Origin of the sequence: Scrofimicrobium canadense (assembly GCF_009696615.1) — a bacterium.
GTDB lineage: Bacteria > Actinomycetota > Actinomycetes > Actinomycetales > Actinomycetaceae > Scrofimicrobium > Scrofimicrobium canadense.
On record NZ_VULO01000007.1, the window covers coordinates 37,267 to 58,827 of the forward strand.

Annotated in this window: 19 protein-coding genes; 14 read left to right on the forward strand and 5 right to left on the reverse strand. The window is 51.4% G+C overall.

All coding sequences use genetic code 11. The features are described 5' to 3' along the window. Positions 1-162: 162 nt before the first annotated feature. Positions 163-783 carry a DUF47 domain-containing protein gene (locus FYJ24_RS06470; protein ID WP_206192559.1) on the reverse strand — a complete coding sequence of 207 codons (621 nt, stop codon included), beginning with the start codon at positions 781-783 and terminating at the stop codon, positions 163-165. A gap of 5 nt (positions 784-788) precedes the next feature. After that, a complete protein-coding gene (locus tag FYJ24_RS06475) occupies positions 789-1,730 on the reverse strand; it encodes an inorganic phosphate transporter (protein ID WP_154544745.1) in 942 nt (313 codons plus the stop codon). A gap of 320 nt (positions 1,731-2,050) precedes the next feature. Here FYJ24_RS06475 and FYJ24_RS06480 point away from each other — a divergent pair, with 320 nt between their 5' ends. From FYJ24_RS06480 to FYJ24_RS06520, 9 genes are all read left to right on the forward strand, one after another. After that, positions 2,051-3,265 (forward strand): ROK family transcriptional regulator, encoded by a 1,215-nt coding sequence (locus tag FYJ24_RS06480; RefSeq protein ID WP_154544747.1) that lies wholly within the window; start codon positions 2,051-2,053, stop codon positions 3,263-3,265. Between the two features lie 173 nt (positions 3,266-3,438). Further along, complete coding sequence (locus tag FYJ24_RS06485; RefSeq protein WP_154544749.1) at positions 3,439-4,344, forward strand: sugar phosphate isomerase/epimerase family protein; 906 nt, start codon at positions 3,439-3,441, stop codon at positions 4,342-4,344. Beyond that, positions 4,341-5,498: a Gfo/Idh/MocA family protein gene (locus FYJ24_RS06490; protein ID WP_154544751.1), complete on the forward strand. Its 1,158-nt coding sequence runs from the start codon at positions 4,341-4,343 to the stop codon at positions 5,496-5,498. The genes FYJ24_RS06485 and FYJ24_RS06490 overlap by 4 nt, the downstream gene beginning before the upstream one ends. Further along, positions 5,495-6,892 (forward strand): extracellular solute-binding protein, encoded by a 1,398-nt coding sequence (locus tag FYJ24_RS06495; RefSeq protein ID WP_154544753.1) that lies wholly within the window; start codon positions 5,495-5,497, stop codon positions 6,890-6,892. Before FYJ24_RS06490 ends, FYJ24_RS06495 begins: the two co-directional genes overlap by 4 nt. A gap of 19 nt (positions 6,893-6,911) precedes the next feature. Beyond that, on the forward strand, positions 6,912-7,844 hold the full coding sequence (locus tag FYJ24_RS06500; protein ID WP_154544755.1) for a carbohydrate ABC transporter permease: 933 nt from the start codon (positions 6,912-6,914) through the stop codon (positions 7,842-7,844). Beyond that, the gene (locus FYJ24_RS06505) at positions 7,841-8,698 is read left to right on the forward strand and encodes a carbohydrate ABC transporter permease (RefSeq protein ID WP_206192560.1); all 858 of its coding nucleotides are present in this window, start codon (positions 7,841-7,843) and stop codon (positions 8,696-8,698) included. Before FYJ24_RS06500 ends, FYJ24_RS06505 begins: the two co-directional genes overlap by 4 nt. Continuing rightward, entirely contained in the window at positions 8,698-9,768 is a 1,071-nt protein-coding gene (locus FYJ24_RS06510) for an ABC transporter ATP-binding protein (protein WP_154544757.1), read from the forward strand. The genes FYJ24_RS06505 and FYJ24_RS06510 overlap by 1 nt, the downstream gene beginning before the upstream one ends. A gap of 8 nt (positions 9,769-9,776) precedes the next feature. Next, positions 9,777-11,030 carry a CehA/McbA family metallohydrolase gene (locus FYJ24_RS06515; protein WP_206192561.1) on the forward strand — a complete coding sequence of 418 codons (1,254 nt, stop codon included), beginning with the start codon at positions 9,777-9,779 and terminating at the stop codon, positions 11,028-11,030. Positions 11,031-11,054: 24 nt separating this feature from the next. Continuing rightward, the gene (locus tag FYJ24_RS06520) at positions 11,055-13,703 is read left to right on the forward strand and encodes a glycoside hydrolase family 38 N-terminal domain-containing protein (protein WP_154544761.1); all 2,649 of its coding nucleotides are present in this window, start codon (positions 11,055-11,057) and stop codon (positions 13,701-13,703) included. A 191-nt stretch (positions 13,704-13,894) separates the two neighbouring features. Here FYJ24_RS06520 and nrdF read toward each other — a convergent pair whose 3' ends face one another. The 3 genes from nrdF to FYJ24_RS06535 all read right to left on the reverse strand — a co-directional run bounded on the left by nrdF (position 13,895) and on the right by FYJ24_RS06535 (position 16,549). Continuing rightward, positions 13,895-14,854, reverse strand: a complete 960-nt coding sequence (gene nrdF, locus FYJ24_RS06525; protein ID WP_318656569.1) for a class 1b ribonucleoside-diphosphate reductase subunit beta — start codon at positions 14,852-14,854, stop codon at positions 13,895-13,897. 89 nt (positions 14,855-14,943) lie between these two features. Then, a complete protein-coding gene (locus FYJ24_RS06530; protein ID WP_318656570.1) occupies positions 14,944-16,230 on the reverse strand; it encodes an alpha/beta fold hydrolase in 1,287 nt (428 codons plus the stop codon). 37 nt (positions 16,231-16,267) lie between these two features. Then, positions 16,268-16,549, reverse strand: coding sequence for a hypothetical protein (locus tag FYJ24_RS06535; RefSeq protein ID WP_154544764.1), 282 nt, complete (start codon positions 16,547-16,549; stop codon positions 16,268-16,270). 788 nt (positions 16,550-17,337) lie between these two features. Here FYJ24_RS06535 and FYJ24_RS06540 point away from each other — a divergent pair. The 5 genes from FYJ24_RS06540 to FYJ24_RS06560 are packed head-to-tail and all read left to right on the forward strand — an operon-like array spanning position 17,338 to position 21,491. Beyond that, complete coding sequence (locus tag FYJ24_RS06540; RefSeq protein WP_154544766.1) at positions 17,338-18,690, forward strand: PQQ-binding-like beta-propeller repeat protein; 1,353 nt, start codon at positions 17,338-17,340, stop codon at positions 18,688-18,690. Continuing rightward, positions 18,687-19,565 (forward strand): metal ABC transporter substrate-binding protein, encoded by an 879-nt coding sequence (locus tag FYJ24_RS06545; RefSeq protein WP_154544768.1) that lies wholly within the window; start codon positions 18,687-18,689, stop codon positions 19,563-19,565. Before FYJ24_RS06540 ends, FYJ24_RS06545 begins: the two co-directional genes overlap by 4 nt. Continuing rightward, positions 19,562-20,233: a DUF1684 domain-containing protein gene (locus tag FYJ24_RS13395; protein ID WP_154544770.1), complete on the forward strand. Its 672-nt coding sequence runs from the start codon at positions 19,562-19,564 to the stop codon at positions 20,231-20,233. Before FYJ24_RS06545 ends, FYJ24_RS13395 begins: the two co-directional genes overlap by 4 nt. After that, positions 20,230-20,694, forward strand: coding sequence for a low molecular weight protein-tyrosine-phosphatase (locus FYJ24_RS06555; RefSeq protein WP_318656571.1), 465 nt, complete (start codon positions 20,230-20,232; stop codon positions 20,692-20,694). Before FYJ24_RS13395 ends, FYJ24_RS06555 begins: the two co-directional genes overlap by 4 nt. Continuing rightward, positions 20,691-21,491 (forward strand): hemagglutinin, encoded by an 801-nt coding sequence (locus tag FYJ24_RS06560; RefSeq protein WP_154544772.1) that lies wholly within the window; start codon positions 20,691-20,693, stop codon positions 21,489-21,491. The genes FYJ24_RS06555 and FYJ24_RS06560 overlap by 4 nt, the downstream gene beginning before the upstream one ends. The last annotated feature ends 70 nt before the right edge of the window (positions 21,492-21,561 follow it).

The window sequence follows — 21,561 nt, forward strand, 5'->3', positions numbered from 1 at the left end:
TCACCGTTGAGATATGGGGTGAAGTATATAACGTGTCGTGTACAAAGCACATTTGCTGGCTGGTATTTTCCCCTTAGTGGTGCGGCGGGATATTTACTGTAGGAAAGGCATTTCATAGTTATAAGAAGTGAAGCCCCATCGCCTTACGTAGAAAACTGCGTATTAGAGATACCTCTTGACCATTCCATCAAGAAGAGCATCTGCCGCTTCTGTGAGACGAGACCCAATTGAATCGATCCGACGAAGAACTTCTCTCTTTTTGAGAGTATCCATGGAGAGCTCCTCCGCGAAAACTCGAGTGAGGCCATCTTGATACCGTTTTCGTAAACGACTTGCGTGGTGTCTAGCGATTAAGCACTGTTCCCTACTTTTTGCAGTATCTGCAGTTGCAATTGCACGACGCAAGGCCCGTAATGAATCACCAGCAGGAGCTAGGGCATTGTTCGACCAGCGCCCGGGTGGCACATCCCATTTAGCCATTTCTCTGACCAAATCGCGAAGATTATCGGTGACGTCGTCGATAGATCGGGATGCTCGGAAGAGGTCTTCTCGTTCCAACGGAACTGTGAACACTAGGTCCATACGGTGTACCAGATTAGCCCGCGCATCATCGCCTTCGTGTTCAATGCTGCGCATGGGTTTCCGAGACTTTTGCGCATCGGCTTCACGAGAACACACCATATTGGCCAGTTCTGTAGCATCAAGAGCCACCATGATCTGTTCAATCAATAAGTCGGCGACGGACGGCCTAGGTCTTTTGCGATGGAGTAGTTTTCGAAACATATTCTTCACTTTCCAAGTAGTGTGCCACCATAAGCTAAAAGTGCTGATACGGGCATTGTCCATAGCCAAGCTATTCCGATGCGGCTGATACTACGCCAATAGATAGCCTTGGTTGATCGTGCAATTCCGGTGCCTAACAGGGCGCCAGTGAGTGATTGTGTCATCGAGAGGGGAATACCCGCCACGGATCCCCCAATTACAGTGGCTGCTGTAGCGGCTTCGGTCCACAACAGTCGTGTGGGCGTGGCGGCCGTGATGCCGTGGCGAACGAAACGTCCAGATCGTCGAAGTCCAGTGAGAGCGCCGAGACAAAAGATTGTTGAAGCGATGAAAAGTAATCCAGCCTGACTAGAGGCTTCTTCCACGGTGTTGCCCATGACAAGAGCTACACAGAAAAGCACTTTTTGACCGTCGTTGAGTGCATATGCAGCCACGAGAGAGGGAAATGTTAGTGTTCGGTAGGCAGCAAGGGTTCGGTGTGTTGCTCCAATATGCGGAAGAGCTGGCGGTACACGTGAGAGCAGCCATCCCAGTAGTGCCGCAATCAGAGGGGCAGCCAACCCCAGACTGATTACTTTGACCAGTAGCGGGGAATCGAGTGGTTGGTTGGTTGCGATGTTTGTTCCCGCAAGCGCCCCAACAAGAGATAGCGTGATCGACGTGGGAATAGATTGCAAAGTTGCGAATCCCACCACCATCAACACCGTGCCAATAACAACCACCGCACCAAAGGCCCCAGTGGATTGCGAAAACATGTGCTGTAGAGAGCCTGCAACTGCCCAAAAACCACAAAAGGGCAGAATCGGTAAGAGGATCCAAAGCAGACTAATGGGAATCCACCAGTAACGACGTAAAGTTTGAAGTGGTACTGCAACCAACGGTGCCCCATCGTTTCTGCCGGAGACAAAGACGAATGCGGCACATACGATCCCTAAGAGTATGTCCACTACGCCCCCTTTGCCTCAGAAAATACACCATCGACTCAATGACTTTATGCGCGTAAGCCGTGCAAGTGAGTCATATCCAGTCAAGCTACTACTTGTACCACACAAATGGGCTCATATGTAACTATCTTGCCCCCAGCAGAGCTCATATATGACCAGTCATTCTGTTGCGAATGTGTATGATTGCACTGTTCCTCGCTAAATACTGCGGATGTCTCATGCAGACATAATTGGGGTAATGAAGTAAAGGAGTTTTCGCCGTGTCAGAGGGTGGATTTCGTTCACGGTCCCGAAGTCTGCGGCTAGGAACGAATATTCCAAGAGTGGGAGATTATAACCAGTTAGTGGTTTTTGACCTGATACGACGTGCAAAAACGGGGATTAGTCGAGCTGAAGCAGTTGCGGAAACAGGGTTGAGCCCGCAAACCGTATCCAATGTCGTCAATCGGCTACTCGAACTTGAATGGGTGAGGGAAGGGCAACGAGTTCATCGATCCGGTCGAGGTAAACCGCGTACACTTTTGCATTCGCAAGCTGACGCTGCGTATGCCGTTGGTGTACATCTCGAGCCGTCCCCGATCATTTCTGCTGTCTTAATGGATGCAAATGGAACAATTCGGCGAAGAGCCAATACCGATTCAATTCCTGATCCAAATGAGGCCGTGATGACAATAGGCCGTTTGTGCGCGGAACTGATTGACGGAATTCCTGTTGAAAGAGTGCTGGGGATTGGCTGCTCGGTGCCAGGTCCGATCGACCTTGATAGAGGTACCTTTATCGACCCGCCAACGTTACCCGGTTGGGACAACTTTCCTTTCTTGCAACAAGTGCACAATGCCACCGGACTGACTGTCTACATGCAGAAGGACTCGATTGCTGCTTTAGCTGGTGAGTTATGGAATCGCGATCGCGGGCTCGATAGGACGACTCTATTTGTCTATGCGGGATTTGGTATTGCATTTGCGGTGGCTCGCGGTAGAGAACTATTTGTTGGAGGCAGCGGCAATGCCGGAGAAGCAGGCCATATCAAAGTGAGTATCGATAGTGCACCTTGTAGCTGTGGGCGCCAAGGTTGCGTTGGTAAAATTATCGAGTTTGAATACGTGGTTGGGCAAGCTGTTGCCCGGGGAATACTGCCTGACCGAGATCGTCAATGGAATCATACTGAGCTGGTTGCAGGAATGGATGCAATTGCGACAATGGCCCGTGATGGAAATGCAGTCGCACAGGATCTATTAGCGGAGTCGGTCGACGCGATAGCTGAGGCTGTTGTGATCACGGCGGACTTTTTAGATGCAACGGACGTGGTGATTGGTGGTACCCATGCCGCTAGGCTTGCCCCGCAGTTGTCTCATGCGGTTGAACGCGAGTTCTCCAGATATTCAGTGCTAGCACCGATTCATTCATTGACGGTTCATGATGCCGATTTTGCAGCCTGGGTCGGCGCTGCCGGTGGGGCAAGTCTAGTTTTCGATGCACAAATGTCACCTACATCAACCGTTCTTACTGGCCGCTCTAGTGTTGGTAAACAGGCCTGAAATACTGCAAACTGCTTGTCCTGGTAAATTAGCCATTTTGAATATGCTGTGATCTATGTCACAGCCTTATATTTAGTCTAAGACTTGGACTATATCGATCTTTTGCCTATTATGAGTTCATCTGGATGGGACAGCGCAGTTGTCTGACACTGTCGAAATGAACGGACAATTCAATGAAGATTGCAAACGCACCGGTCAGTTATGGAGTATTTGGACTGGCACGTGAAGATACGCCATTACCCAATGGAGAAGAGCTGCTTCGCTACGTGGCAGATGCGGGTTACGAGGGCATTGATCTTGGGGCGCCAGGACTATTGGGTAGAAAGGACAATCTTGCTGGTCGCTTACGACAATATGGGTTGGGACTAGCTGGTGGGTGGGTGGATCTGCCTTTCGGCTCAGGGACCGATGAAGAATTTGATTCCGCGTTTGCACAAGCAGAAGCAATAATGCCGCTTTTTGTCGCCGGAGCAGAGGCTGGAAATTTTCCTGTTCCAAAACCCACACTGGCGGACTCAGGTGACGATAGACGTCGAATGAAGCCAGGCGGTAGTCCAGAACTTGAACTTACTGATGAAAAGTGGGAACGTTTTTCTGATCGTCTTGCACGCGTGGCAAAAATGGTGCGGGGGTTCGACCTAGAACCAACATTCCACCATCACGCCAGTACGTATGTTGAAACTCCCTCCGAAATCGATCGATTCTTAGAAATCGGTGATGTGGACTTCACGTTTGACACAGGACATCTCTTAATCGGCGGAGGTGATCCCATCAAAGATCTGCCGCGTTGGTTACCTCGTATCAATCACTTCCACCTCAAGGATGCAGACAGGTCGATTTTGGCGACTGCCATGGGATCAGACAATCCGGTGAGGGACGTCTGGGAAAAGCGAGTGTTCACCCCATTAGGTGAAGGCGACCTTGATGTCGACGGAATCATGGAACTGATTGTTGCGTCAGGATTCGATGAATGGTTAGTCGTAGAGCAAGACGTAGTGCTAAAAGATGCCGCTGACGTTGAGCGTGCAATACAAGACCAAGTTGCCAACCGTGATGCACTGAGGAAGTGGCTACCGTGACAAATAGACACAGGATTGCTCTTATCGGATTGGGAGGAATTAGCCAGAGTGTTCACCTTCCTCTTATAGCTCGACTGCATGATCGAGTACAGCTTGCCGCAGTCGTCGACTTATCTGCGCAGAGAACGGCTGAGATAGCAGATGCGCACGGACGTGGCATAAAGCAGTTTCTCAGTGTTGACCAGTTGCTTTCCTCTGGAGAAAAGATCGATGGTGCGGTAATTGCATCGGGGGGAACTCATGCAGTCGATGCGAAAAAACTCTTAGAGGCGGGAGTCACTGTCCTTGCAGAAAAACCGCTGGGATACTCGCTTGCGGAACATAAAGATTTGGCTAATGCAGTCGATAGTTCCGGCTTACGGGTCGGATACATGAAAGAATATGATCCCGCTTCACGGGAAGCAAAGAAGTTACTCGAAAACCTACACATACGTTCTGTAGAAGTTGAGGTTTTACATCCCGCCGATGCGGCCCAACTCAATTTTGCTCACTTGCGGCCAGCTGCGACAGATGTTGACGAGGCGGTTCTGGCTGCAGCAAGTAAACCAACTAAGACTGCGATCGAGGCCGCAATCGGGGGTGCCCCCGGAAAAGACATCGACCGGTTCTATCCCAACGTCGTTCTTGGCTCAGTTATTCACGATATTGCCCTACTGAGGTATCTCATGGGAGGGATTGGAACTGTAGAGGAAGCCCACCATTATGGCGATGAGTTTCCAGGATCGCTGTTTATGCGTGGACAGCTCAAGAAACACCCAGCACCGTGGACACTGAACTGGCATTTCATTGCAAAGTATCCTGAATATCAAGAAACCGTGACTATCCATCATGATGAGGGAACAGTTCAATTGGTTTTCTCAGTTCCCTATGTACTCAACGGGCCTACTCGTCTCAATGTCGTTCGAGGATTACCTGCCTTGGGAGTCGAGCGAACCACTCAGACATGGCCGCAATGCGAAGCCTTTGAAACTGAATGGAAGGAGTTCCTCGATCTCATTGAGGGTATACCAAACGAAGCCTCCTCACTCGATGAGTCTGCTGCCGACATCGCTGTCGGTCAATGCATGATCAATGCCCTGGCATCTTCTTTAGGTGCACCACTAGGACCAAACACTGAAGCCGTCATAACCGCGAAAGGAAACGACACACTATGAAAAGAACACGACAGACAGTCGCCGTGCTGAGCACAGTTGCTCTAGCTGGCGCATTGGCTGCCTGCGGATCTTCCGATTCGCAGTCAGGTGAAGCTGGCGGAAGCACTGAACTGAAAATCACCACTAATGCTATTGCTGGTGGAAAGAACGCTGCGCAGGCCGAGTGGATAGAGGAATGGGTTATCCCCAACTTTGAAAAGATGAAAGCGGATGCTGGTGCTCCAGTTAAAGTCATCTTCGAAGCTCAAGGCGTAGACGATGAAGACTACAAGACCAAACTGGCCTTAGACCTCCAATCTGGTGGCGGCGCTGACATTATTGGAATCGACGGAATCTGGACCGGAGAATTTGCTGAGGCTCAATACATCAAACCGCTTGAAGAAGTTGCTGCAGATTCAGCCAACTGGGATGGTTGGCAGCAGATTCCTGAGGCAGTTCAGCAGGCGCTTTCCTTTGAAGGTAAGGTTTACGGCGTTCCTCAAGGTGCAGACGGGCGCGTCCTCTATTACAACAAAGACCTTTTTAAGGAAGCCGGACTGCCCGAGGACTGGCAGCCAAAGAGCTGGGATGACGTACTTGACGCCGGCCGGGCACTCAAGGCCCTTGATGGTGTGACCCCAATTCAGCTTAATGCTGGCACTGCAATGGGTGAGGCGACAACCATGCAGGGAGTGCTACCCATGCTTGCTGGAACTGGTGAGCTGATTTGGGAAGACGGACAATGGATGGGGGATACCTCTGGTCTGCGTGATGTTTTGAATCTCTATAAGACGATCTACGTTGACGAAGGACTGGGGGATCCCATTTTGCAGCAAGAGGCTGCAGGTCGGGACAACTCGTTCCAAATGTTTGCTGACAAACAGATTGGGATTTTGTTGGAGGGCGACTATTTTTGGCGCTCGGTGATCAATCCTGAAGAGGGAGTGGGTACTGCTCCTATGGCAGATCGGGATACCGAAGTGGGATACACCCTTATCCCGGCAATGAAGAGCGGTGAGGGAGTCTTCGGACAAGACTACGTTTCGATGTCTGGGGGTGCGGGCCGCGTTCTGAATCCCAATTCGAAGAACCCTGACCTTGCTTGGGAATTACTAGCGTTCATGAATTCTCCCGAGGCAATTGAAGCGCAGGCTGCCGGTACCTTGACAATTTCAGCACGCGATGATGTCAACAAGAAACTATTATCTTCGGATCCGATGTTGACCTGGGTTTCCGAAAACGTCCTCCCAATCACGGCATACCGTCCTGGGTTGGCCGAGTATCCACAGGTCTCAACAGCTCTTCAGCAAGCAACTCTCGATGTTGTCACTGGCGGAGATGTTGAAAGTGCAGCATCGACATACCTCAGTACGCTTGAAGGCGTTGTCGGCGCTGATTCCGTTCGTTCTTCGTGAAATAACGGGTTGAAGACCTATGACACAACTATCGACAACCGCGCCGGGGAAAAGACAGCCCCGGCGCGGGCGCCGCGCCGAAGATGTTGCGGGTCTGGGAAAGGCCCGTGCCAGTCTCTTCGTTGCGCCATCACTCATCCTCATAGGGATGTTTCTCATCTTTCCTGCGATATGGACCGTCTACCTGGGAATGACCGACTATCGCCTTACCGGAACACAAGCCGTCAGCCCACAATTTGTCGGTTTTGACAACTATACTCACGCGTTGGGTGACAGTTCTTTCTGGCATTCGCTACGAATTACTGTCATTTTCGTATTCCTTTCGGGTGTAGTGGGGCAATCTTTACTTGGCTTTGCTTTAGCGTGGAGCATTCGCAATCTCAAAGGGCTATGGAAAGCAATCGTCGAAGGACTGGCATTAGCAGCATGGGTAATCCCTTCGTCAGTGGTGGCATTTCTATGGATTGCTCTTCTTGACCGACGAGGCGGCACTCTGAATACCCTGCTCCACACTGACGGGAAAGCATGGCTCATCGATAACCCATTGATGTGGATTGTCATTTTTAACATTTGGGTGGGTACAGCATTTTCCATGCAGCTGTTTTCTTCGGCGTTGTCTGCGGTACCTCCTTCACAGTTGGAGAGCGCCAAAATGGCTGGCGCGAATGGTTGGCAACAATTACGAGATGTGGTGCTACCCAACATTAAGGGGCACATTCTCACCAACACGTTGCTCATTACTTTGTGGACTTTCAATACGTTCACTCCGTATCTTCTTACTGCCGGAGGACCTGGCAGCTCCACAGAGATTTTGTCTGTCTATATCTACAAGACGGCAATACCTGGTGGGCAGCTTGGACTGGGCGCCGCAATTTCACTCATTATGCTGCTGATCAACTTAGTGGTGGCACTGTTCTACCTGCGCGTCGCCAAAGGAAAGAAGGGGTCATGAGCGAACAAATCTCTAGTAAAGAAATGGGCCGCCAGGGGGCAAGACGATATCTCAGCAGAATTGGATTCGTATTCTTCCTAGTTCTCGTTTCGCTCTTTTTTGCGATTCCTATGCTTTGGCTGGTCCTAGCACCTTTTGATGCAAATCCAACTATGTCAATCGGAATGCCTGATTGGACGCTGAGCAATTTTCAGCGAGTGTTTGAGAATCCTCAAGCGATGAGAGCGATACTTAACTCGTTAATTATTGGTATCGGCACCATGCTCTTGGTTGTCATACTGGGATCAACTGCGTCATATGCGCTCTCTCGTGTGCGTATTCCAGGGCGCGATGCGCTGCTCTACTCATTGTTGCTCCTTAGCTCTATTGTGACCGGAACAGCGGCAATGGTGCCCACATTCCAACTTATCAACCTCTTGGGGCTCATCAATACGCAGATAGCGGTAATTTTGGTTATCACAGGTGGTTTGCTACCGACGGTAATCTTTATCCTCAAAGATTTCATGGATAGTTTGCCAAAATCCTATGAAGAATCTGCCCGTCTCTACGGCGCGAAGCCGTATCAGATCCTCATGCATGTCGTAGCCCCTGTTGCCCGTCCAGGAATTGCATTTGTTGCGATTTGGGCAATTGTGCAGGTGTGGGCGAACTTCCTCGTTCCGTTTATATTGCTGAGAAGTCCAGAACTACAACCAGCGGCAGTCGTCATGCACACCTTCTACACTGAATCTGGCCAAGCAGACCTTCGCTTGATCTCAGCATTTTCACTTCTTTACTCACTTCCGGTAATACTCATCTACTTCTTAGTGAACCGTAGATTTGGTTTCCGATTCCATGGAGGGATCAAGTCCTAATGTCTTCAATAACAATGACAGATTTAGTCAAAGAATACCCAGGTGGGGTTCGCGGCGTTGATGAAGTGGATTTAGAGATCCACGACGGTGAGTTTTTTGCACTCCTTGGTCCCTCCGGCTGCGGAAAGACAACTCTCTTGCGATCGATTGCAGGCCTCGAAGCAATTACAGAAGGAGTGTTGGAAATTGGTGGGACAGATGTAACGAATGCAGAGCCTGGTCAGCGGGGAGTAGCAATGGTTTTCCAAGACTATGCGCTGTTTCCTCATATGGATGTGGCTGACAACATCTCTTACCCATTGCGCCTGAAGAAAGTGGCAAAAGATCAACGACGGGCACGGGCAGAGGAGGTGGCCAATAGTCTTTCCCTTGATGGTCTGCTCGAGCGCCGACCTGGCCAGCTATCGGGCGGCCAGCAACAGCGTGTCGCGTTAGCTCGTGCAGTGGGGATCAAACCGGGCGTCCTTCTTTTAGATGAGCCACTTTCGAACCTCGATGCTCGACTGCGTCTTGAGGCACGCACATTCCTCAAAGAACTTCAAAGGGAACTGGGGATCACCACTGTATTCGTTACGCACGACCAAGCAGAAGCTCTAGCTCTAGCGGATCGTATCGCGGTAATGAAGAAGGGCAAATTGCAGCAAGTTGGCAGTCCTCAGGAGGTATTCCAGCGGCCAGCCAACACTTTTGTCGCAGGCTTTATTGGTTCATATCCGATGAACCTTGAGACGGTTTCAGTGAGAAATGGGAACCTGATTCTTAGCGGCGTGGATGTTAAAGTTCCTGCAAATAGTGACCATCTTCGTGAGGGCGAAGAAGCCATTTGGGGTATTCGGCCTGAGTATTTAGAGTGGTCTTCTGCCGAAGTTGCAGGGGCATTCCCCGTCACAACCGCGATGACAGAGAGTCTTGGGGCAAGTTACCTTGTCACAGTCAACGTCGGTGAGGCAGCTTTGCAGTTGATTGTTGATGAAGACCACGTGCCAAATATTGGGGCCAATGGGTGGGTGAAAGCTCGGGAAGGCAGATCGCTTCTCTTCGACCCACAATCTACCGAGAGGATATTCTAATTGTGTCTGTGATAAGCAAGGTAGTTCATGCCGACCTGCACTTACAGGCACGCGATCGCTATCACAAAGTCCCTTTCTTCGTTCCAGCTGGTACCGAATCATTAGGGGTGCGGATCTCATTTGATTCCACACGCGGCGTTGTTGATTTGGGGTGTGAGGGCCCTGCGGGTTGGCGAGGATGGTCCGGCGGCGCACGTCGAGAGTTCACGATTTCTGCAGATCAAGCGACTCCGGGCTATCTGCCCGGAGTGCTTGAAGAAGGTGAGTGGGCGGTGGTCCTAGGGTTGCATAATCTTCCCAAAGGATCAGTTGATATCGCTATCGAAGTCTCTCTTCCGTCAGCTGTGCAGTTACCTGACGATCCACATGTTCCGCGTCTAGAAGGGATACCGAGAGGTTCCTCGCGTAATCTTCCCGCTCCAGAGGGGTACGCCTGGTATGCAGGAGACTTCCACAATCACACCGTGCATTCTGATGGATCACAGACGATTGCCCAATTGGCACGGTTGGGTGTCGAGATGGGACTGGACTTCCTTGCTGTTACCGACCACAACACGGTGAGTCATCATCCTCATCTTAAGAGCATTGGCCAAGAACAAGGAATCACCCTTATTCCCGGCCAAGAAGTAACCACCAACCAAGGGCATGGGAATGCTTTTGGCGATATTGGATGGATCGACTTTCGTGAACCACTGCAAAACTGGGTTGATGAAACCAAGCACCGCGGCGGAGTTTTTTCCATAAACCATCCAATCGACGCCGATTGCTCGTGGGTGGTTCCTTTGGAAAGGAGACCCGAAGCGGTGGAATTCTGGCACTCCTCGTGGTACCGAGACCTGATTGGCGACGGTATTCTTTCCTGGTATGCCGCTGCAGGAAACCGTGCAACATTGCTTGGCGGGTCAGATTTCCACAACCATGGAGGACTCCAGAGACCAGGGATGCCGGTGACGTGGGTTCTTGCGCGTGACAATACCCCCGAATCCATACTTGATGGAGTCAAAGCGGGACGAACTGCAATCAGTGGGGCTGCGCGCCGCGAAAACGATCATTATGTGCCCATTGTTTTCGACTGCCCAATTATTCTTCGCCTCGACCAGAAAACCATATGGGTGGACAAAGGGAAAGGAAACATTCTGGTCGATTTCGTGGGTAATAGACAAGTGGTTGAGGAACAACAAACCACCGTCAATGCCCCAGCTGAAAACGGCCCGTATTTTTTGACCGCGCCAGACCGAACCATGCTGGCGATTACCGCCTAAATATATCCGGAAGTGACAATCTTTATGACCACCAAACCACAGATCGCCCTGGTACCTCATACTCACTGGGACCGTGAGTGGTATGAGCCGCATGACGTATTCCGTCTGCGCCTCGTGCACATGCTCGACGGGTTGCTTGACACTCTAGAGCGTTACCCGGAGTACCGTTTCACTCTCGACGGACAAGCCGCAGCGATTGATGATTATTTGGAGATGCGACCAGAGTCGCGGCAACGAGTCGAGCGTGCAATCGAGGCTGGTCAGTTGGCTATTGGGCCTTTTCTTATTCTTCTGGATGAGTTCTGCTGTGATGGTGAAACAATAATCCGGAATCTCGAATTGGGAATATCTTCCTCGCGGGACTTGGGGAAAGAAATGCGGGTGGGGTATTTACCCGATATGTTCGGTCATGCCGCGCAGACACCACAAATTCTTCGTGGATTCGGAATTAAAGATGCAACGCTGTGGCGTGGTGTTCCAGCAAGGGTTGAAAACCACGCATTTACGTGGGAGGCCTTAGATGGTTCATCGGTACGTTGCCAGTATCTTTTTGATGGATACGGAAACGGGTTAGCTCTATTTGCCCTGCGTGAACAGCTAGGAGAATTAGGTTCTGCGTATATAGACGCGACAGCATCCTGGTATGAAGGTGATGATGTCCTCGCAATGGTAGGGTCCGATCACACAGCACCCTACCCTGACCTCGTCGAAAGAATCGCCGAGGTGGAAGAAGATGGTCCGGAATTCCGTATCGTTACATTGGAAGACTACATTCGCTCTACCAAGGACAACTTCAAGTTACCGGTGGTGAAGGGGGAGATGAGGTCCCACGCTAGGGGAAATCTCCTTCCGGGTGTCTTTTCCATCCGTACCAATATGAAGGCAGCTATGGCCGAAGCAGAAAGAGCTGTGACGGTAGCCGAGCGGCTTGATGCTTTGTACCCGGCAGCTGATCATGGAAGTTTTCTTGAAACTGCCTGGTACCGGATCGTTGAATCAACTGCTCATGATTCTGTCACTGGCTGCGGGGTGGACTCTACTGCCGAACAGGTAGAGACTCGTCTTCATACAGCGGCACATATTGCCAGAGGCGTTACTGAGACTGCACTTGCAAGTGCGGCACAATCGGTCAGTGCTGACGACTACCTCCTCGTTAACACATCGGCGTATGCGCGCCAAGCTCAGGTGGAGATTACTGTAGGAGGCGTTGCTAGTACACCTCCCCACGCGCAGATTGTCGAGAGTCTACCAACGGTGCTTGGTGATGAGATGATGAGCAGCGCAGACTTAATCAAAATCTTGCGCCGTATTCACGGACGTGAACTCTTTGGCCAGCAGATCAACAGCTATCAATGGGGAGATGGCGAACTTATCTTCAATGTTGCTGAGGTGCCTGTCGGAACATTTGATTTAGCTGCCTTCCGGGCTGAACTAGAACAGCGAGCTGCAAGTGAGAACCGGCTATGGGCGGTTAAAACCATCGCAGATCCACGGCATCGTGCGTTGGTTCAGGTACCGTTGCCAGGGCTCGGTTCTGGGCTTGCCTCATCAGCGCAGGAACCGCACCATGTCACGTCCGCTAGTGCAACATCGCTGGATAACGGGATTGTCAACGTAGTGGTGAACCCAGACGGAACCGTTGACGTCACGGCTGAGGATTATCACGTGCACGGGGCATTCGCCCTTATTGACGAGGGGGATCGCGGTGATTCTTACAACTTCGGACCGCTTGCATCGGACACCGTGATCACCACCCCTAAGGCAGTGCGTGCGGCTGTTCTTGAACAGGGCCCCCTTCGTTCCCGAGTTCAGGTGATGCGTAGTTACCTACTTCCTGCAGCCGTTCGAGAGGCCGACCGTGACCGTCGAACGCAGGACAAAATCGAGCTAGAAGTCGAGACGATTTATGAACTTCGGGCTGGGGAAAGCTTCCTTCGGGTAACTATCGAATTTGTCAACAATGTATGTGATCACCGGCTACGAGTAATTGTCCCAACAGCTGAAACTGCGTCGGAATCTTTTGCGGCGGGCCAGTATGGAACCACGACACGAGGCCTTGAAGGAGAGGGTGGCTGGGGTGAATTCCCTCTCCCCACGTATCCCGCAACGCAGTTTGTTGCTGCCGGCAAATCGACAGTATTACTCAAGAAACTCACAGAGTATGAAGTGGTGGAAGATTCGTTGGCCCTGACGCTAGTTCGATCAGTGGGAATGATGAGCGTCAATGTCCATCCACTCCGCGACGAACCAGCGGGATCCGAAATTCCTGTACCTGGTGCACAGTATTTGGGGCAGCGCGTGAGAACAGAGCTTGCTTTGCTTCCTTCCCCGCATGGGTGGCAGGGGGCCGAGGCCCCGGTCCAAGCAGACCTCTTCCGATTTGATCCGTGTGTGGTTCGGGGACGTGGATCGGTTGGCGAGAAATCGATTCTGCCACAGGCCCACGTTGAGTTACGCAATCACGGGCGTATACCGCTTACCTCTCTGCGTCGCGTGGACGGTCAAGTGGAGGCACGTTTTGTCAACTATCTTTTGGACGAGGCGGCAGTAGATGCCCAGGCTGAAGGAGACTGGCGCCCAACAAGTATGGCTGGTGAATCACTAGCGGATGAGGGGCTACTGTCACAGAAGCCAGTCATTCCTGCCGGAGCCATAAGGACATATCGGCGATAAATGGACGCTGTGTTTTATCGCGTTGTCTGTCGAGGACTGACAAATCGTGATGTGCTTTGCGTAAAAAAGAATATGTAACGGTGTTGCTTCTCGTTTATTAGTCGAGGGATACGTAAAGGCCCGGAACTTATGACTTAATTAGTTCCGGGCCTTACTGTTTACCGCTTGAAGCTAGGTTACTTTTTTCAAAACTAAAAATCCCAGTCCTCATCCTCAGTATCAACGATTTCGCCAATGACGTAGGACGACCCTGACCCTGAGAAAAAGTCGTGATTCTCATCAGCATTGGGTGATAGTGCCGCCAAAATTGCTGGGTTTACATTTGTTTCATCCGCGGGGAAAAGTGCCTCATACCCTAGATTCATGAGTGCCTTGTTGGCGTTGTAACGGAGAAACTTCTTGACATCTTCTGTCAGCCCCAGGGGGTCATACAGGTCTTCGGTGAAGTCTTCCTCATTGTCGTAAAGTTCGTAGAGAAGAGAGAAGGTATAGTCTTTTAGCTCGTCTAAGCGTTCTTGGGATGCACCGCGGTTATTGACCTGATACTTGTAGCCAATGTAGTAGCCGTGAACAGCCTCATCACGGATAATGAGGCGGATCAGGTCAGCCGTATTGGTGAGCTTGGCGTGTGCTGACCAGTACATAGGGGCATAGAAGCCAGAGTAGAAGAGGAAAGACTCAAGCATGACGCTGGCAACTTTGCGCTTTTGCGGGTCGTCTCCCTCGTAGTAGGAGTCGATAATCTGTGCCTTCTTTTGAAGATGGGGATTCTCGCGGCCCCACCGGAAGGACTCATTGATTTCTTCGGTTGAAAGCAGTGTTGAGAAAATTGAGCTATAGGATTTGGCGTGGACTGATTCCATGAATGCAATGTTGGTGTATACGGCCTCTTCATGTTGAGTGAGAGCATCTGGAATCAGGCTGACGGCCCCTACAGTTCCTTGCAAAGTGTCGAGTAATGTCAAACCGGTAAAAACGCGGTTAGTCATTAATTGTTCTTCGGGAGTTAGTGTTGCCCACGAAGGAATGTCATTCGACAGTGGAACCTTCTCAGGCAACCAGAAGTTTCCGGTCAGGCGGTCCCACACTTCCAGATCTTTGTCATCCTCCAGCTTGTTCCAGTTGATGGCTTCAAAGACGCGGTTTTCCACTTCTGCTCCTCAATCAGCCTCATAGTGAGGCATCCGTTCCAGCTTCATCCAAGCCTAGAGGATAGCTGCGACAAGTGGCGGATGCCAGGCTAGTCGTTGATGAGATTCTCCAGATGCTCAAATACTCGCGGACCACTCATACGCAATCCGTCGTGTTGGTATTCACTGGTCACCCAGGTTCTTGTAGCACCCATGAGAGTTGCAGTATCCATTGAAAGTTTACGAGGGACGAACATGTCGTCGTAGTACACGGCGGCGGCAACAGGGACCGTGTTGGAACTGAGCATCGAGAGATCATACACTTGCGGCCAATCAGTGCGCTGAGCTAATACATCGACTGCGCCAAGCAGTGTCGACAGTGCGGGATCTTCCTCTAAGAGTGCGCGGGATACATGTTCGCCAGTGAGATACCAAGGGGTCGACTGGTCAAGGGGGTCTGTGTCGGGGCTAAAGCCCGGCAGACTCTTTGCCAGGCGTTCTGCGGACCACCGGGTTCCTTCAGGTGTTGTTGGGCCGTAGATTGCTTCTTGCAGAACGTAATAGAGAGGACGTCCAGCTTGGCTCAACTGCGCGCCGACGGCAGCTAAAAATGCAGGAGATAGCCGCTTTTCACCTCGAACAGAAATGAAAGGACCTTCAAAAAGATAGTGGAGAGTGTCAAACCCACCGCTCATTCCCAAGTTTTGACCCAGAGAACGAAAACGCTGACTGCTGAGCCGCTCACCTGTGGGAAGGTACTCGACTGTGTCGCTCAGGTGGGCCGCAATATGACGAATTGTGGTTTCATCGCGTGGATAGCGCTTGAAATATTCTTCATTTCTGGCAGCAGTGAGTGAGTAGCTGAGAGTGTAGATCTGGTCGAGGGGCACTAGGCCAGGTAATCCACCCGTGATGAAAGATTGCTCTATAGAATCTGGAAAGAGACTCAGATATGCCAACGTGAGGAAGCCGCCATAGGACTGCCCTAGCGTCGTCCACCTCTTGATGTTCAATGCCTCTCGTAAAGCCTCGGCATCCCGGATAATGTTTTCTTGTAAAAACAGACTCAGATACTCAGCTTTTTCCCCGTCAGAACCCGCAACGTTGCAGGAAAACAGGGGTGATGACTGGCCGGTTCCACGCTGATCCATGAGGATCAAACGATGAGTTTTAAGAGCGGCACCCATCCAGATGTCGCGAAAATTAGCGGGTCGGGGCCCTTCACCACCGGGACCTCCCTGGAGAAAAAGGAGGGGCGGGAAATGCTCGCCGCCAGGAGGTATAACTTCTCTGGCGAAGAGCTCGATACTGCCGCGATTGTGTGCGTAGTCGAGCGGCACGTCGAGGCGATGCTCGCGCACGCTGCACCCGTGTTGTATGTACTCTAGGTCATTCACCAGATCATCTTATCTTTCCGGCACATGCGTCGGATTACTATTGTGCGGCAGTGAGTTCTCGATTCATCTGGAAAGAGTTATTACTGGCATGCCATGACAGCTCTGTGAGCCAGCGTTGCTGAAGGTTATAGGGGTATGGAAGTGGGTTCGTGCAAGGGGGCTTGGAAGGGGTGAGGACCGACTCGTCGAGTTCTTGCCCGCTCAACAGGGACCACAGTAGAGACTCCTGGTATGCAGTGCGCCTTCCCGCTATTAGATAGAGCCAGCACACCATGGCAGAAGGTGGCCCAGTGAGGTCGAGTTCCCCGTTGTCAAGCATCGTCAGAAGAATAGTGCGCCTAGAGTTGGGTCCTCTTCGCGATGAGGTCACACATAGTCCAGCTATCGTTTCAGTTGCTACGCGCGTCAGTTCAAGAGATATACCCCAGTTTTTCAGGATCGAATAGAACTGCTGTAGAGCACTACCCGACCGTGTGAGGGTAGAGGAGAGTTGACCTGTTTGAAACGTTGATGCAGCCGGATGCGTTTCTGGATCAAGGGGTACGAACACCGGTCTTTCCTGGTTCTTTGGCAGGGCTGAACAGGTATGGATCATGCCGCATGTTGATTGTTGTATCGCTGCGTCGCACTCTAGATGTTTGACGAGGCTGTGCAGTGCAGACAGAGGTTTTTGCTTAGTGCAAAGCCAGCGCATTCGCTGGAGTACCAGTAAATATATGTCGCCAAGACTCAAGAATGAAGTGGTAGTGATGCGCTTGGACCAGTAAGTTGAGAGCTCGTTCCCTAGTGAATCGAAAAGAGCTCGTGCATCGAAGTTTCCTGGGTCATGGCTGTATGGTGTCAGCGCCTCTAGCAGCATTGAAAATCTCTTGTGTGAGTTATCTGAAGATTGGGGTAGTTGTGTGGATAGCGAATTCATTGAGGGCCTTTCGAAGCGTGTGTTTACCGTGGAAACTCATCGTGGCAGTCAGATAGGGAAGTAAAAACTCGCCTTCGCGGAATTCGGGGATAACTATCGCTTGGAAGCCTGTGGATATCCGCATACTAATTGCAAATGAGAATCGTTATCTGTTACCCTAAATGCTGTTGCGGGAGAAAGGTATATACATGCGAAAATCTCTGGTGGCTCTAGCCCCATTGGTGTTACTGCTGGCCAGTTGTTCTACCGCTGCGCCAGCTCAGTCAGAGAATACGGGGAGTAGCCACGGCGAGCATGCTGAACATGCGCAAAGTGACAGCAACGCGCAAGAGCAGGCAGCTGCACAAACGCGGCTAGCCATGACATATGACGGCGGAATATTGGTCCTTAACGCTGAAAACTTCGACGTAATCGCAGATATACCGCTTGAAGGATTCAATCGTCTGAACCCCGCAGGGGACGGACGCCATGCAATGGTGTCAACTTCGGAAGGGTTCCAAGTCCTTGATATGGGAACCTGGGCGCAGGCTCATGGTGACCACTTCCACTACTACACTGCAGAACCGAAACTGACAGATGTGGTGTACTCAGCCAGCGAGCCAGGTCACGTTGTCGCAGATGAGGGTATCGCCACGTTATTTTCAGACGGAACCGGGCAAATTCACATTGTTCCAACAGACGATGTTGCAACTATGGCAGGTGCAACCGAACTAAAGGTTGAGGCGCACCACGGAGTTGCTGTGCCTTTTGAAGAGAATTTTTTAGTAACGACTCCTGATCGACAAGGGGTTGCAGTGATGACTCCTCAAGGTGAATCGGTGGCAGAAGGGAAAAACTGTCCTGATGTTCATGGGGAAGCCGTAGTAGACGATACCGTCGTATTTGGTTGTTCCGACGGGGCCCTCCTTTACCACGAGGGGGCCTTCTCTAAGGTGACAAGTCCTGATGAGAATGGCCGTATGGGCACATTGGTAGCGTCACCAGAAAGTGACGTTGTGCTGTCCAACTACACGCCAGGATATGCGGGAGATGCCAACGAAAACGAGATTACACAAGTTGCTTTGATCGATGTGGAATCCAAGCAGGTTAAACCGGTTGATCTAGGTACCGGCTATAGTTTCCGCTCCTTGGCCCGAGGTGACAATGGTGAAGCAATCGTTCTTGGTGCCGACGGCAAATTGCATGTTCTCGATCCAGAATCTGGCAGTGAAATTGCGGCTCACCAGGTAATCGACGCGTGGGAGGTTCCAGCTGAATGGCAGAAGCCTCGGCCAGCAGTGTTCGTGGCTGACGGCACTGCGTATGTGACTGATCCGGCGGAGAAGAAACTCTATGCCGTTGATATCGAAACTGGTGAAGTGTGGCTCGCAGGTGATCTGCCCCAAGAAGTGAATGAACTTACTGGCGTTACGGGCTTTGGAGTCAGCGTTGAAGAGACCGATCATCATGACCACGAAGGCACGATCATGAGGAAGGGCATGACCATGATCACTCAGAAAGTGGTCATGAACATGAGGACGCCCACTAGGCTGACATCATGAAAAAACGACTCTTTCCTGTTGCGGTGGCGGTACTTGCATTAGGACTCACCGGCTGCGCGGGCGCGGGTAGTCAATCAGGTCAATCTAGCGAAGCCGCGGGTGTGAAGGTGGCAGCTTCCTTCTACCCGATGGCCTACCTGGCTGAGGAGATTGGGGGAGACGCGGTTACTGTCACCGACCTCACCCCCCCTGGTGGCGATGCTCATGAACTAGAAATCTCCCCCAAACAGGTAGCTGAACTAGGTAATCAAGACCTTGTGCTCTACTTAGGCTCGGGTTTCCAGCCGGCTGTAGAGGAAGCCGTTGCCATGCAAGAAGTACCAACACTTGATGCGATGGATGCTGTAAAAGAGGACCAGCTGCGAGAGGGGGACGCCCATATTTGGTTGAATCCTATGATCATGGCTGAAATTGGTGACCTCACTGCCGAACGTTTGAGTGAGACCGATCCCAACCATGCTGAGACTTTTGCTCACAACGCCAAGGAGTTCCGCACAAAAATGGAAGCTCTTGACAGTAAATATCGTGAGGAACTGGCAGGATGTGCAGGTGCCACATTGGTTACTTCTCATGAGGCTTTCGGCTACCTCGCTGATGCGTACAGCCTCGAACAAATAGGAATTACCGGAATCAATCCCGAAGCAGAGCCTTCTCCTAAGCGGCTGAGGGAAGTAGAAAAAATCGCTAAAGAGCATGATGCCACCACAATTTTCTTTGAAAGTACTGCCGCACAGACGACTGCAGATCGCCTCGCTGAAGCAGTCGGTGTAAAAACCGCCCAATTGAACCCCATAGAGGGCACTCCCGAGCAGGATTTTGTTACAGTCATGGAGACGAACTTGTCCGCGCTTTCGGGAGGGTTGAACTGTAAGTGAGTGTTGAAGAATGGAAACTTTGGCGGCAAGACCGCAATGAGAAGTTACGGGAGCCATTTGGGTGGCTCTCTCTGGTGAGTCTGGATTGGCTGGGACCTGAACCCCAGACACTCCAGACTTTTCCGGGTACCTGGACTGCACAGGGAAATGTTGTCACGTGGAATGACCAAGAATTCCAGGTTGTTCCCGGTGAGGCGATCTATGTGGAAGCTGATGGAAAGCAAGCTGAGATTGCACTCCGATTCGGCAAGGTTTGCGTGCGCGTAAGGGATCCGCATAGCCCGGTCCGACTGCAGTTTACCGAGACAGACACCTACGATTATTTGGACAGTGCACGCGTAACTGGCACCTATACAGAATTTGCAACTCCGCGCACCATTGAAGTTCCCAGTGCATATCCAGGAGGGGTAGTCTCATTGACAGCGTTGGGAGAAGTAACTCTTCCCGGCGAAAATCCCTTGCTTGTCACTGAAGGCCCCTCTGGTCCACACGTGATTTTCTCGGACCCATCGAACGATCTTTGGCGTAGCGCTCCTGTTGACGGAGACATCGTCGACTTCAACCGATCGACTTTCTTCCCCGCGTCGTTCACGCCCTACGCAACCTGCCCCACCCCTCCCACGCAAAATCGCCTATCCAATCCTGTGTTGGCAGGTGAAAAGAAGTGACCTACAAGGTTCTCATGGTGTGTACCGGAAATATCTGTCGCTCCGCAATGGCCGAGGTGGTGTTAGCCGATGCCGCAGAAAAACTGGGCCTTGATATTGAAGTTGATAGTGCGGGTATCAGTTCAGAAGAAGCTGGTAATCCGATGGACTATCGAGCCGTTCGCACGCTCAAAGAAGCTGGTTATGATGTTCCTCCTCACACGGCGCGGAAGATTCGGCAATCAGATCTGCAGAACTTTGACCTGATCTTGGCAATGACAGATGGACACTATCGTGGAGTGCGGCGTCTTGGGGAACCTGCAGGAGAACTGCTGATGTACCGCAGCTTTGAGCCCGGTGCAACCAGTCTCGATGTGCCCGATCCCTGGTACGGAGATATGAGTGACTTTAGAGAAACTCTCAAAACGGTAGAAGCAGCTACTCCCGAGATTCTTCGCTACATCGAGGATTCTGATCGGTGAAGCGGCTTGCGTTGTGCTTGCCGCTGGCACTGGTTTTGGTGGGTTGTAGTCAGTTCCAAGACCCGAATCCTGTAGCTGAAACGGACTCTATGCCAGTGGAGGAATTACCGCCAGAACCTATTACGCCCGCTCTGGACTACTCAGGTTTCAACGCGGGTCGCATCATTGAGGATGAGATTTTCTACGACTCTGCAGCAATGTCTGCTGAGGAAATTACGGCTTTTCTTGCGCAGGTGAATGAAGGCTGCCGGTCTGGAGAAGCCCCTTGTATCACTGAGTATGTTGAAGACACCCAGTCATATTCTGGCGGGGACTATTGTTACGATTTTGAAGGGGCTGAAGGGGACACTCCTGGAACAATCATCGAGAAAGCCAGTAGAGCTTGCGGTATCAACCCTCAGGTTTTGTTGGTGATGTTGCAGAAGGAGCAGGGGCTTTTGACGGCTTCAAGCACCCGGCTAGAACAGAGCCGCTACGACATTGCTATGGGATACGGATGCCCCGACACTTCCAACTGTGATCCCCAGTTCTTCGGATTTGCTAATCAGGTATTCCACGCCGCCAAACAGCTACGACGCTATGCGGCTGAGCCCAGCATGTTCTCAATAGTTCCTGAAGCCGACAACCAGATTCGCTTTCACCCTAATGGTCACTGCGGGGAGTCAACTGTCTATGTCGAGAACTATGCAACCGCAGGCCTCTATAACTACACGCCTTACCAACCCGGGGGGGAAGGCGCCTGCGAGAGCGTGGGAAACCTTAACTTTTATGCATACTTCAAGGCGTGGTTCGGTTAAGGCTCCCTCCCTCTCGCCGCATTACAGAGTAATAAAACAGAACCAAGGTCGATATTTGCCCAGGGGTTGA